At 43.7% G+C, this 13215-nt stretch carries 7 protein-coding genes; 2 read left to right on the top strand and 5 right to left on the bottom strand.

Features of this window, described 5'->3' with window-relative positions:
- Positions 1–216: 216 nt before the first annotated feature.
- The 3 genes from BUB19_RS15445 to dnaK all read right to left on the bottom strand — a co-directional run bounded on the left by BUB19_RS15445 (position 217) and on the right by dnaK (position 3936).
- Positions 217–978, bottom strand: coding sequence for a DUF6733 family protein (locus BUB19_RS15445; protein ID WP_073095460.1), 762 nt, complete (start codon positions 976–978; stop codon positions 217–219).
- 537 nt (positions 979–1515) lie between these two features.
- Positions 1516–1890, bottom strand: coding sequence for a co-chaperone GroES (locus BUB19_RS15440; RefSeq protein WP_073095459.1), 375 nt, complete (start codon positions 1888–1890; stop codon positions 1516–1518).
- A 108-nt stretch (positions 1891–1998) separates the two neighbouring features.
- Positions 1999–3936, bottom strand: a complete 1938-nt coding sequence (dnaK, locus tag BUB19_RS15435; RefSeq protein WP_073095458.1) for a molecular chaperone DnaK — start codon at positions 3934–3936, stop codon at positions 1999–2001.
- Positions 3937–4122: 186 nt separating this feature from the next.
- Between dnaK and BUB19_RS15430 the strand changes: the two genes are divergently transcribed.
- Positions 4123–4923 carry an MOSC domain-containing protein gene (locus BUB19_RS15430; RefSeq protein ID WP_073095457.1) on the top strand — a complete coding sequence of 267 codons (801 nt, stop codon included), beginning with the start codon at positions 4123–4125 and terminating at the stop codon, positions 4921–4923.
- 497 nt (positions 4924–5420) lie between these two features.
- Positions 5421–10016, top strand: coding sequence for a malectin domain-containing carbohydrate-binding protein (locus BUB19_RS15425; RefSeq protein ID WP_084097348.1), 4596 nt, complete (start codon positions 5421–5423; stop codon positions 10014–10016).
- A 510-nt stretch (positions 10017–10526) separates the two neighbouring features.
- On the opposite strand, the gene BUB19_RS15420 is transcribed toward BUB19_RS15425, so the two are convergent.
- On the bottom strand, positions 10527–12101 hold the full coding sequence (locus BUB19_RS15420; protein WP_073095455.1) for a glycoside hydrolase family 43 protein: 1575 nt from the start codon (positions 12099–12101) through the stop codon (positions 10527–10529).
- Between the two features lie 25 nt (positions 12102–12126).
- On the bottom strand, positions 12127–13212 hold the full coding sequence (locus BUB19_RS15415) for a glycoside hydrolase family 43 protein (protein ID WP_073095454.1): 1086 nt from the start codon (positions 13210–13212) through the stop codon (positions 12127–12129).
- Positions 13213–13215 lie beyond the last annotated feature (3 nt).

Genomic DNA, 13215 nt, shown 5'->3' with positions numbered 1-13215 from the left:
CTGATACCCCAATATTTTTAGACAAAAGCGAAAATAGGCGCTTTATTCGTTGAGGCATCGATAGACTGTCCCTCTATCACATGGGAACCATGCGCAGAAAAAATACGGAGATTGATCTACTGTAAGCGCCGACGTTACTAGCTTAATAAAAAGAACGCGGGCAAGCTGTAAAACAGCCTACCCGCGCTATCATTTTCTTTAAATTCTGTAGAGATCTCAGAAGCTAAGACCGGTAGTTACTTTGAAAAAGGAGTCATTTCCCTCCACCAGGTCTCCTCCGGCAGATAATCTTGCAAATGCCATTCCATTGGGGTCAGAAAACTGAATGTAGGGTCCAAACCACTGATAAACATCAGTTGACTCTGCCACATTGGAGCCGCCGGAATTGATCAGGTGCTCATAGTGCAATCCCAGAGAAAAGAAATCTGAAGCCTTCACTCCAAAGTTAGCCCAGTAGTGGATATACGCAAGTGTGGTTCCATCTGCAGGAGCCAGGTCCCTCAACGGAGTGTACAAGCCAAAATAAATTTCGCCTTCGGTTTTGGCCTTGTCCAGACCGATGGTCAGGTTAGGAACCAGACCATCCCCAAATACACCAGGACCTGCTGTACCGGAAGACAGCAAATTTCCGCCGGTCACACCAATCTGTGGGTTAATGCTCAGGCCTTCCGCAGCATCAAAACTATAGCCCACACCAAATTCCGTCCAGTTGCCCCAGCCTCCGCCGGAACCCTGGTTGCCACCCGTACCACCAGACCACAAAATACCATAGAAAGTGAAGGCAGAGGTTTCACTTACTGCATAAGATCCGGCAAAAAACGGGTAAAAACCAAAAAACTGATCCGAGTTTACTGTGATGGTGTAACTGAATTTATCGTCTGTTTCACTTTGTGCTGATGCAGTACTTACTGCAAAGACAAAAAACAATGAAATAGCAATGAAGCTTTTCAATAAAGTTGGAATGTTAAATTTTCTCATGGTTTTGATAATTAAGGTTAATTTTTAAACTGAAACTGATTCAAAATTTAATTCTAAAATAACTAGGGGTTATTTTGAGTTTCAATATTACCCTATATTTATCAATTTTGCAATAAAAAAATTATTATTGGTTATTTTTTTTACTTTAATACACCATTATTACGATTATTTCTAAATATGAAGGCCATTTTTTAGATTTAAATCAAATGAAATACATTTTATTACTTTCGAAAAAACTCAGCTTTTTAGAAGTGTTTTTTTAAATTAATCAGTATATTCAAAATGCATAATCAATTTATATACGATTTTTATTTTGATTTGAATTAACTTAAAAATAAATCTATCTATGTGAATATTATTAAAAATTAGGTAATTCGGGAGTTGTAAACCTACTGATTATGTTACTAGGGTTTGATTTCAGGCCTTCACCTGGGCAGAATAATCAGCGATCAGCTATACCGGCTGTATATCAAAAAGAAAAGCCACAGCAGGAATACCCACTGTGGCCTTTAATCAGCAAAAATGCTTATACTGTACTTACAAATCCTCTTCTCGCTCCAACATCAGAATCGCATTTTGAGGCACGATGTAATATTTTTCGCCCTCGTAGATCACCTCAAACGCACCATTCATCAGAAATACGGCCAGGTCACCCTCCCTGGCTTGCAGGGGAACATACTTCACGTTTTCGCCATGATCTTTCCAGGGCTCATCATCCTCCACCGGTAGCGGAATGGGATATCCGGGCCCGGCCTTGATGATGTAGCCTTGCTGAACCTTTTCTTTCTCCCTGACGCCAGGAGGCAGATAAAGACCGCTTGATGTCTTTTGATCGTGCTTTTTGAGTTTGATCAGCAAACGATCCCCAACGATGATCAATTTTTTTAATTTATTTTCAGAAGTCAATTGCATATTTTTTACATTTCAAATAAGGCTCCGGGTTACTGTCGCAAAAATAATGGCATCCCCACCAGGTGAAGACGCCATCATTTCTATTTTACTTTTAAGACTAAATGTGAATTACTTCTTGTCTTCTTCATTTACCTCTTCATAATCCACATCGGACACGCCATCTCCGGAAGCAGTATCACCTGCTCCGCTGGCAGCTCCACCGGTAGGATCTCCCTGGCCGGCTGCACCTTCTGCACCCTGAGTAGCATTATACATCTCCTGAGAGGCCGCACTCCAGGCAGCATTTAGTTCTTCCATGCCCTTATCAATAGCTGCCAGATCCTGGCTCTGGTGAGCCGCTTTTAGTTTTTCCAGCGCACCATTGACCGCAGTTTTGTTGCCTTCAGAGAGCTTGTCTCCAAATTCCTTCAACTGCTTTTCAGTCTGGAAAATTAAGCTATCCGCCTGATTGATCTTGTCGATCTTTTCTTTTTCGACCTTATCAGTGGCAGCGTTTGCCTCTGCTTCCTTCTTCATCCGGTCAATTTCCTCCTGAGAGAGTCCCGAAGAAGCCTCAATCTTAATTTTCTGCTCTTTTCCTGTACCCTTGTCCTTGGCAGATACATTCAGGATACCATTTGCATCAATATCAAAGGTTACCTCGATTTGCGGAACACCTCGGGGTGCTGGCGGAATATCTGTGAGCTGAAACCTGCCAATAGCCCTGTTGTCCTTGGCCATAGATCTTTCACCTTGAAGTACATGAATATCCACTGCGGGTTGATTGTCCGCCGCTGTAGAAAATACCTCGGATTTCTTCGTAGGAATAGTGGTATTGGCTTCAATCAATTTTGTAAACACTCCCCCCATGGTCTCTATACCCAGAGAAAGGGGTGTTACATCCAGCAGCAATACGTCCTTCACTTCCCCGGTAAGCACACCACCCTGAATGGCTGCACCTATTGCGACGACCTCATCCGGGTTAACACCTTTAGAAGGTTTCTTTCCGAAATACTTTTCTACTTCTTCCTGGATTTTAGGTATTCTGGTAGAACCTCCGACGAGGATCACTTCGTCAATGTCTGAGGGGGACAAGCCGGCATCAGAAATGGCTTTTTTCACCGGATCCATAGACCTTCTGACCAGATCGTCTGAAAGTTGCTCAAACTTGGACCTGGAGAGGTTCCTTACCAGGTGTTTCGGACCGGATTGTGTAGCGGTGATGTAAGGCAAGTTGATTTCCGTACCTGAGGAACTGGAAAGCTCGATTTTGGCCTTTTCAGCTGCTTCCTTCAACCTTTGAAGCGCCATGGGATCTTTTCTCAGATCAATGTCTTCTTCTGCCTTGAATTCATCTGCCAGCCAGTTGATGATTACCTGGTCGAAATCGTCTCCACCCAGGTGCACATCCCCATTGGTAGATTTCACCTCAAATACACCATCTCCCAACTCCAATACGGAGATATCAAAGGTACCACCACCAAGGTCATAGACAGCTATCTTCATGTCCTTGTTTTTCTTGTCCAGACCATAGGCCAGGGCAGCGGCGGTAGGCTCATTGATGATTCTTTTCACTTCCAATCCTGCAATTTGTCCGGCTTCTTTGGTTGCCTGTCGCTCGGAGTCATTGAAATATGCAGGCACGGTGATTACCGCTTCCGTTACTTCCTGCCCCAGAAAATCCTCTGCTGTAGATTTCATCTTCTGGAGAATCATTGCCGAAAGCTCCTGTGGCGTATACGAACGATCGCCGATTTTGATGGCTACAGTATCGTTGGCTCCCTGATCTACTTTATAGGAAGCGTGCTTTCTTTCCTCCGAAATTTCGGAGAACTTTTTACCCATAAATCTTTTTACAGAGGATATGGTATTCGCAGGATTGGTAATGGCCTGCCTTTTGGCAGGATCTCCTACTTTTCTCTCTCCATTTCCGTTGTCCAAAAATGCCACGATAGAGGGTGTAGTCCTTCTACCTTCACTGTTTTGAATGACCACGGGCTCGCTACCTTCCATTACCGCAACGCAAGAGTTGGTCGTACCCAAGTCGATACCAATAATTTTTCCCATAATTATATTTATTTTGTCGTTTTCATTTTGGTTACGAAACTAGACCAACAACCAATGTGCCAAGTAAATGAATGCATATTTTAATGCCACATTGTCATAATACATGACATTTTTCCGATTAGATATGTCAGCATTTTTACTTAATTTTCAAAAAACTACCGGTCAACTTACCCAAATTCGTAAATAATGTCATCCCCGAAAGTAACTTCCATCAACATCTTTCCCATCAAGTCCCTGGCAGGTATCTCCATACCCCGCAGCAGGGTAGAAATCAGTGGATTTCAGTATGACAGGCAATGGATGCTCGTAGACAGTGAGGGCAAATTTCTGAGCCAGAGAACTTTGCCGGAAATGGCGCTTTTTCAGGTAAAACTGGAAGCAGACCACCTGCTGCTGAGTCATAGGGAATACGAAAATACCAGGCTCCGTTTGCCTGTGGCAATGGATTCTGGAGAGCGGAGGAAAGTGCGTATCTGGGAAGATCAGGTAGAAGCATCTTTTATAGGAAAGGAAGCAGACGAATGGTTTTCGGATCTTCTTCACCGGAAATGCCATCTGGTAAAAATGCCGGCCAACGAAAAACGATGGATCCCGGAAAAATACCAGTTCAGAAGGGAACATGTGGGTTTTGCGGATAGCATGCCCTTTTTGATTATCGGACAATCTTCCCTGGATGACCTCAACGGAAGACTGGAGACGCCGGTCCCCATGGACAGGTTTCGTCCGAATATTGTTTTCTCCGGGGCTGATGCCTTCGCCGAAGATACCTGGGATAGGTTTTCGATTGGACCCGTGAATTTTAAGGTGACTAAACCCTGTGCCAGATGTATCATGACTACGGTAGACCAGAATACGGGCAGGAAAGGTAAAGAACCTTTACATACATTGGCCCGTTACAGAAGAAAGGAAAACAAGATATTTTTTGGTCAGAACCTGATCGCACTGAATGAAGGTGATTTGGCGATCGGTGATCTCATAGATTTATGAAGATTTGCAAAAATTGTGTAATATTTATACACTTTGGGGCACCATTCCTTTACGACATTACGTATTTTTCAACTCTTAAGATATAAAAATAACATAGTCTAGTTTTTATTTCGCCAATGATAGTATTTTAAATACATTTTTATTAATATTATATACTGAAAATTACATGCAAAATTTGTAAGTGGTTGTTTTGGCGGCTTTGAGCAGACTGCTCGTTATAATCCGGGGAAGAGGCAAAAAAACTTTGCTTACATTTGGCATGAAATTTAGATTACTGAAACTCATAAGCAACCAACTTAATTACCCATTGAATTACCAAAAAGCTTAGTTTCGAGTAGTAAATAATTACAATCAGCAGGGGAGATTTTTGACGGGTTTGATGTACTATTTCAAACTACCTGATAGGGGTATGCCCTGGCAAAAAGAGCCGGGCTTACAGTGGTCTTGATTTGTAAAAAAAACCATACATAAATTAACACCAACCAAATTAATTTTCAATGAATACAGTTTTATCCAAGCTAATCCTGTGTTGCATCTTAATGTTATCTGGCCTTGATATCCACGCGGCCAATTACTATTTCTCCAGCGAAACAGGTGATGATTCCAGAAGCTCATCCCAAGCCCAGAATGCAAACACTCCGTGGAAAACTATTGACAAACTTAATGCCATCATCCCTGGTTTAAAGCCCGGAGACAAAATTTATTTTCGAAGAGGAGATGTTTTTTATGGTTCGATTTTGATCAATGAATCGGGACGGTCGGGTGCCCCAATCACTTTTGGCGCTTATGGCTCAGGGCCAGAACCGATAATTACTTCATTTGTGACCCTTTCAAACTGGCAATCTGTCGGAAACGGAGTATATGAGGCCGGCCACAGCCGGCTTCCCAGCCATAAAGTAAATATGGTTGCCATTGACGGTAATCCTCAGGAAATGGGAAGATATCCGAATTCCAATACTGCAAACAAAGGCTACCTGACCTATGAATCCCACGCGGGCAATCGTGCTATTACCGATTACCAGTTGTCATCCGGCACAAACTGGACAGGGGGAGAGGTAGTTTTGAGAAAAGTGTACTGGATTACAGACCGGCACAGGATAACTTCCCATTCAGGGAATACTTTAAATTATGCATCAAACCCAGACACCTCCTATGACCCGAAGCCTGGATATGGATACTTTATTCAGGATCACCCGAGAACTTTGGACAGGTATGGCGAGTGGTATTACGATACCTCCCAAAGAAAATTAAGGGTTTACTTTGGGGGATATCCCAGCGGCACTAAGGTGGAGGTCAGTACCTTCAATTTCATTGTACGTAGCACCGGATCAGCGAGACACATCAATTTTGAGAACCTTCACTTTAAAGGCGCCAATCGAAATGCATTCCAATTTGAAGGCGGGAGTGATATCAAAATCTCAAATTGTATCATCGAAAACTCGGGGGAAGATGGCCTTTATCTGGCTGGCGTGAACAATTTGATTGTAGAGAACTCCGAAGTTAAAAATGCCAATAATGTTGGCATGAATATAAAAATTTCTGATGGTGCCGTGGTCCGGGGAAACAAAATATTTGATACCTACCTCTTTCCTGGTCACGGTAGAAGTGGGGACAACGTAGGTCTTGGTATTTATTCTACAGGCGACGCCAATTTAATCGAGTACAACGAAATCAAGCAAACAGGATATGTCGGTATAAGGTTTGGCGGGAATGATACGCAGGTCAAATCAAATTATATTGATGGATTTTGTCTAACAAAAAACGATGGAGCCGGAATATATACCTATCAGCAGAAATATGATAATTTCAAAAACCGGAAAATCACTAACAATATCATTGTAAACGGTATTGGCGTTAAGGAAGGTACAACAATCAAAAATTTTGTAGACAAACCACAGGCAGAGGGCATCTATCTTGATGATAATGTGACTGATGTAGAAGTTTCGGGCAATACTGTGGCCCATATTACTTCAAAAGGAATTTATCTCCACAATACTGACAACATCAGGGTCACTAATAATACCATATATGATTCCGAAAATCTCATTTTCCTGAGAAACGATCTGATGGGAAATCCTCTTGCCAATACCAGAATTGAAAACAATAAATTACTGGCGAAAGATGCTTCACAGAATTTTGTATACATATACACCCTTTTCGATGATGTAGCGGATCTGGCTAACTTCAATCACAATGAATATTCCGCTCCATTCTCTGATAATTTTCGGTTTGCTGTACGTTACAATGCAAACTCGAGCAACGAAGCCAGAAAGTTTTTTGATCTGAGAGGATGGCAACGGATGTATAACAAGGATTGGAGTTCCAAAACCGGCAGACAACTGGACGACCTTTATCAGGTCAAAAAGAAGGTCGGTTCAAACCGAATTTCGAATGGCTCCTTTAACGGCAACGTGAATTATGTGAGCTGTTCGGATTGCAGTACTTCCTGGGACAAAGGCAAGCTGGATGGGGGTACGCTAAAGATCAAAACAAAAGGTGTTAGCCAGACTTCAATCAGCATTGGCTCCCTAAAAAAAGGTAAAAAATACTTGCTGAAGTTTGATGCCGTGGCCAATAAAAACATCCCACTTTCTTTTTATCTGCGGCAGGGTAGCTCTCCCTGGTATACCCTTTCAAATAAACATAAGGTCGGAGTCGACTGGCAAAGGGGCGAACATGAAGTGCTCATCAAGTCGTTGGCAGATATGGACGGTGCACGGCTGGTTATGGCAATCGGTACCGGAGAAAGTGGCGAATTATGGATGGATAATCTGGAGTTTTATGAAGTAGATGCAAATGTCATAGAACCTGAAAATAAGGTGCTTTTCGAAAAAAACCCAAGCCGTCAAAAGCGCAACTTTTCTACATCTGGAGGTTTTGTAGGACTTCTCCATCAGTACCTCTCAAATACTCTTAGCATTGAACCTTATTCCTCCATATTGCTATTGAAAAGTGGTAGCGGAGTCATAGAAAATGAATTAGAAAGTCCAACCGTTACATTGGTGAAACCGGAAAAAAACACAAGCTCCAGCCAGGGAGAAACCATTTTGCTGGAGGCTGAAGCATCCATTTCCGAGGGGGAAATCAGCCAGGTAGATTTTTACAACGGATCTGTAAAACTGGGTTCCAGTACAACTACTCCCTTCACCTTTGCCTGGAAAAACGCAGCCGCAGGCAGCTATAACATCACCGCCGTGGCCGTTGCCGATAATGGGCAGGAAGCTTCTTCTTCTGTCGTTGCATTGAAGATCAATGCGCCAGGCTCTTCCTCCTCCGACGCGAAGACAGAAACTAACTATTTTATCAATGCCGGTACCGGCGCGGATACTGATTTTAATGGAATCAACTTTTCTGGAGAAAACCAAAACAACAATTTCTACAGCAGTTCAAAAGTACATGCGGCGCCCGATGCCAGCGCTTATGCACTCTTCCAAACCGAAAGATTTGGCTCAAATCTATCCTACGATATACCGGTCACAAATGGCACCTACCATGTGTACACATTTCACAATGAGCTGTGGTTTGGACAAGAAGGACCTGCAGGAAAGGCGGGGCAACGTGTATTTGACATCTCGCTGGAAAATGATAGAGTAAAGGAAAATTTTGACCTTTACCGGGAAAATAAAAACCAGCCAATGGTACTTGCATTCTCCGGGATAAATGTAACTGATGGTGTATTGAATCTGGATTTCACCGCATCAGCAGACAATGCAACCATTTCCGGTATCGTCATCAGTAAAAATCCAATCGACATCCCCTCTGAATTCACTAACGGAATGCCTGCGTCTGGTGAGGATGAAAAAGCAGGATATTCCGATTACTTGCTGATCAATGCCGGAAGTAGAGAGGATGTTTTACATGAAGGCAAAACATTTGTTTCTGATTATCAAACAAGTTATCTCACCAGCGAAACAGCCAATTCTAATCTGACGGTATCGGGGGATCCAATATTTCAGACCGAAAGATATGCGAAAAACATGAGCATCAGCATCCCTGTTGAAAACGGCACCTACCAGGTCAAAACTTATCACAATGAATTGTGGTTCGGCTCTTTTGGCCCTTCAGCCAAATCGGGTAACAGGGTATTCGATATTTCTATTGAAAAAGAACTAAAGAAAGATAATTTTGATATTTTCACAGAAAAAGGAAATTCCCCAACGGTGTTTACGTTCGATAACATTGTAGTGACCGATGGTACCCTGAATCTGGATTTGAATGCCAGCAGAGACAATGCAACCATTTCAGGTATTGCGATTGCGAAAGTGAACGGATATACTCCATCTCCAGGGACAAAACCAAGTCAAAAGGCTATTTTCCTGAACGCGGGAAGCTATGATGATGCTGACTACGATAACCAGACTTTTTTGGGAGATCGCAAGACCAGTTATCCAGGCACATCCAAAACCAATTTCAATTATAATGTCAATGGGTCAAAGATGTTCCTCACGGAGCGGTATTCCCTAAATCTGAGCTACAATATTCCGATTCAAAACGGTACATATACTGTCGTCACGTACCACAATGAACTTTGGTTTGGATCATACGGACCTGCGGCCCGATCAGGCAACCGGGTCTTCAATATCGATATCGAAGAGAAAAGGGTGAAATCCAATTTTGACATCTATAAGGAAAACAACAATAATCCTACAGCGCTGACATTCAGATCCATCAAAGTAGAAGACGGTATTCTCGATATTACCATGTCTGCAATCGCTGATAATGCGACAGTATCGGGAATAGCCATCATTCCGGAAGGAGTTTACACTGCCTCAAATATGAGACTTGCTTCTGCAGAACCAACCCAGCCTTCAGAAAAGATGGAGGCAGGGGCAAGCGGTATCTCAGAAACCAGGGTTTATCCAAATCCGGCCACTCATCAGACCAAACTAAGGCTGGGAGAGGATGTTGTGATCAGTGAGATCTACCTGCAAAGCACCTCCGGCGCGATGGTAAAAAGCATTGATCCCAAAACTGCTGGTGACGGCTTTGGTACTTATACGATTCCGCTTCAGGGATTAAGGTCCGGCGTATACGTACTAACGGTTTCCGACGGGAGAGCCTGGATCAAGAAGATCAAACTTATCGTGGAATAAAGGAAACCATGTAAAATAAAAAATCCGGGCTGATATACAGTCCGGATTTTTTTTGCTTTCGCGCCCCCCCCGAAATGTCTATTGGCATGTTTTACTAAGAAATTTTCTATCAGGGTTGTTTGATGGATCCGAAAATTACATCGTTTCGGGTGCGGCTCGGGCTTTTGCGGAATCTCCGCTCGGAACCACGTAATTACAGATCACTGTATCCGGATGGACACCCAAATGATCCATACGCTCTTCCTGGTAAATACCCTTACAGATAAAGCCCAAATAGCCTGCTTTCAGTAGGAAACGGTTATAAAACTGAATTCGAATTAGGAACGTCAATGAAAACCGGCTTTGACCCTATGCCAGTTCGAGGGGATACGTTTATAAGGTTAGGTCTCGGAAAAATCATATTTATTATCAGATCAGGTCGAATTCCAGGTAAGGGCTCTGCCCTGTCCTGATTAAACACTATTGTGTTCTGAAAAAATTCAGTTGTGTTCAATTTCCGAAAACTGCCTATTAGCGGTTAGTTATTGTGGTATGGACGAAATTCACGGCCTGATCTTCCTGTCCCTTCGCGAACATACCCAGCCGGAATCCCATTCCCCAGGGCACCAGGTGGCTGGCATCCGCCTCATCATCGAATGATTCCCAGGGCTGGCCTTCCTTTTTAAACGCAAAACCTAGCCGATGGCCGTCTGTTACCCGCATCTTAATCGAAATTTTTCTGGAGAGTCCCATTTCCTGCCGTGAGAGTATTGCCTCCTTTTGATCCCTTATTTCAAACAATTCCAAACCTCCCCCATGTACAGCTATTCCCATCCCGGCTATCGGAGCACCAAAACCATTATTGGCTGCACCTACCAATAACAGCCCTCCTTTGGCATCTGTGCTGTCCATATTGATGGTACTTTCCAGCTCATAATTGGTGGATTTGGTACTCTGAACAAGCAAACTACCCATATTTTGATTTTCCTCGGATGCCCTTAGCAACAGCCCATTCTCACCGGTATCAAACTTGATATCCTGAGTTACTCTCCATTGCCATAAGGGATCTAATCCATCCTCAAAAGTATCTTTAAAGTCAATCATTCCTTTCTCCCGGCTATAGGTAGCCTCATTTTCGAACACCGGCCACTGATCATCTGTCCAAACCATTTTTTCGAGAACCCCTTCCCTGCCGACGTATACTGAGCCCTCAGCATTATACGCATGGTAAAGCATGAAATAATCAGCACCGTTTTTTACCACCGTCCCATGCCCCGCACAGTGCCAGTCATCATTGTCTGCCAATATGGGGTTGCCAGGATATTTTTCCCAGGGTCCCAATAATTCTTTTGATCTGGCCACCCCTGTCTGGTAATTGCATGCTTTATCGCAACAGGCTCCTGCAGAATAAGTAGCATAGAAATACCCGTTTTCTTTAAATACACTCACCCCTTCTACCAGGTTTTTTTCCCAGGGCCGGTCATTCCTGAAAAGTTCCACCGGCTGCCCCATCAAACGGGTCCGCTGTTCATTGATTTGCTGTGCCCAAATAGGTGTAGGCAATCCTTTGCTGTTTCCATCCTCCTTCCATAATACATAGATCTCACCATCATCATCCCGAACCTCGTAAGCATCAATGGAGCCAAACTCCTGGGCCACCAAAGGTCCATGATCTTCAAATATGCCGCTTGGTGAACTTGCACTGGCTACAGCCACACTCAGCCGGTTACTGCTCTTGTCCCTTGCTGTATAGTAGACATATATTTTCCCCTGGGCTTCATCATATGCAAGTTCAGGCGCCCAGAAGTTGTTTTTTGCCCAGTCTGGTGCACCATCCGGAAATACATAATTGACCAATTCCCATTCCTGCAAGTCGGTAGATTTATAAATGGGGAAAAGAGGTGCCCATTCATTGGAGGTGGTGGAAGCATAAAATTCCTCTCCGATCTGAATGACCGTAGGATCGGGCCGGTCCCCGGGGAGTACCGGATTGATTATGTTTTCCGGAACATTATTTTCTTCAACTGCCAGCTTGCCTTTGGCTTTGTCTTGCTTACATGCTGTTACAGCAGCAAGGTACAGGATGGCGTAGATAATGGTTTTCATAAGTGTACTAGGGTTACGGATTTGTTTATTTTTCACCGGATGGTACGTTCAGAGGTACACCTGCAGATTTGGGTGTACCAAAAAAAGGACTACCATCCTCCTGCCAGTGGAAAGGTTGCAGCCGGATATCCCGATCCCAACCAGGTTCTGTGGTCTTTTTGGAATGATAGAGTATCCAATGCTCGGATCCGTCAGGGGATTTGGCAAAACTACAATGCCCCACGCCATGTACCTTAGCGCTTCCGGAGAAGACAGGGCCACTCTTTTCCCAATTTTCCGGCAGCATAGGATCTGCTTCCGGATCCTTTAACCTCAATTGTCCGAGGCGGTAGTCCTTTAGCCAGGACTCCCTGGTTGAATAAATGATAAATGTCTGCTTTTTTTGCTTCAAAACCTGCGGGCCTTCATTCAAATCCAACTCTCCGCCGGTTTCCCATTTTTCCTCCGGAGAGGAAAGTTTCACCCGGTTGCTGCTGATGGTGACCGGATCACTCATTCTGGCAATGTAAAGATGCTGGGGTGTGCGGTCAGTATCGCTGTCTTCCTCCCAGCCCGACCAAATGGCATATAGTTGCCCCTTATGTTCAAACGGACTGAGGTCAATGGCCCATTTTGCAGATTCCGGATCAGTAATATCATCCCCGGTATAAAGCATCCCCATATCTTCATAGGAACCAAAAGGATCCTCTCCCTCGGATTTTAATACTCCTGATTTCTGGTGGATAAAAGGGCCTCCCTTCTTTTTCCCGGCAGCATAATAGATATACCAATGCCCATCAATAAAGTGGAGTTCCGGTGCCCAGATATTGGCCGAATTCCATCCCTGATCTGGCGCATCCCATACCTTTTGGAAGGTACCATGGTCAGTAAGTTTTGCAGACCTGGAAATTGCGATCCCTCCCGCTGAAGAGGCACAGTAATAGTAATTTTCTCCTTTTTGGAAAACCCAGGGATCTGCTCCATCGCGAATTGGGTTGGTAAATGTGGCCTCCTGAGAAAATCCGCTACAGCCAAATACGATAACCAAAATGGTCACTGCAATAGCCCTTAACAAATTCGACACATTTACTGAACCGGCATTTCCTAATAAAATTTTATTGGACCCAATCATGGA

It is taken from the genome of Cyclobacterium lianum (assembly GCF_900143075.1).
Lineage (GTDB): Bacteria > Bacteroidota > Bacteroidia > Cytophagales > Cyclobacteriaceae > Cyclobacterium > Cyclobacterium lianum.
This window is presented reverse-complemented; position numbering and strand designations above follow the sequence as displayed.

Coding starts and splice junctions, on each gene's coding strand:
- BUB19_RS15445 (WP_073095460.1), bottom strand. CDS start 978: ATGAGAAAATTTAACATTCCAACTTTATTGAAAAGCTTCATTGCTATT.
- BUB19_RS15425 (WP_084097348.1), top strand. CDS start 5,421: ATGAATACAGTTTTATCCAAGCTAATCCTGTGTTGCATCTTAATGTTA.
- dnaK (WP_073095458.1), bottom strand. CDS start 3,936: ATGGGAAAAATTATTGGTATCGACTTGGGTACGACCAACTCTTGCGTT.
- BUB19_RS15440 (WP_073095459.1), bottom strand. CDS start 1,890: ATGCAATTGACTTCTGAAAATAAATTAAAAAAATTGATCATCGTTGGG.
- BUB19_RS15420 (WP_073095455.1), bottom strand. CDS start 12,101: ATGAAAACCATTATCTACGCCATCCTGTACCTTGCTGCTGTAACAGCA.
- BUB19_RS15430 (WP_073095457.1), top strand. CDS start 4,123: ATGTCATCCCCGAAAGTAACTTCCATCAACATCTTTCCCATCAAGTCC.
- BUB19_RS15415 (WP_073095454.1), bottom strand. CDS start 13,212: ATGATTGGGTCCAATAAAATTTTATTAGGAAATGCCGGTTCAGTAAAT.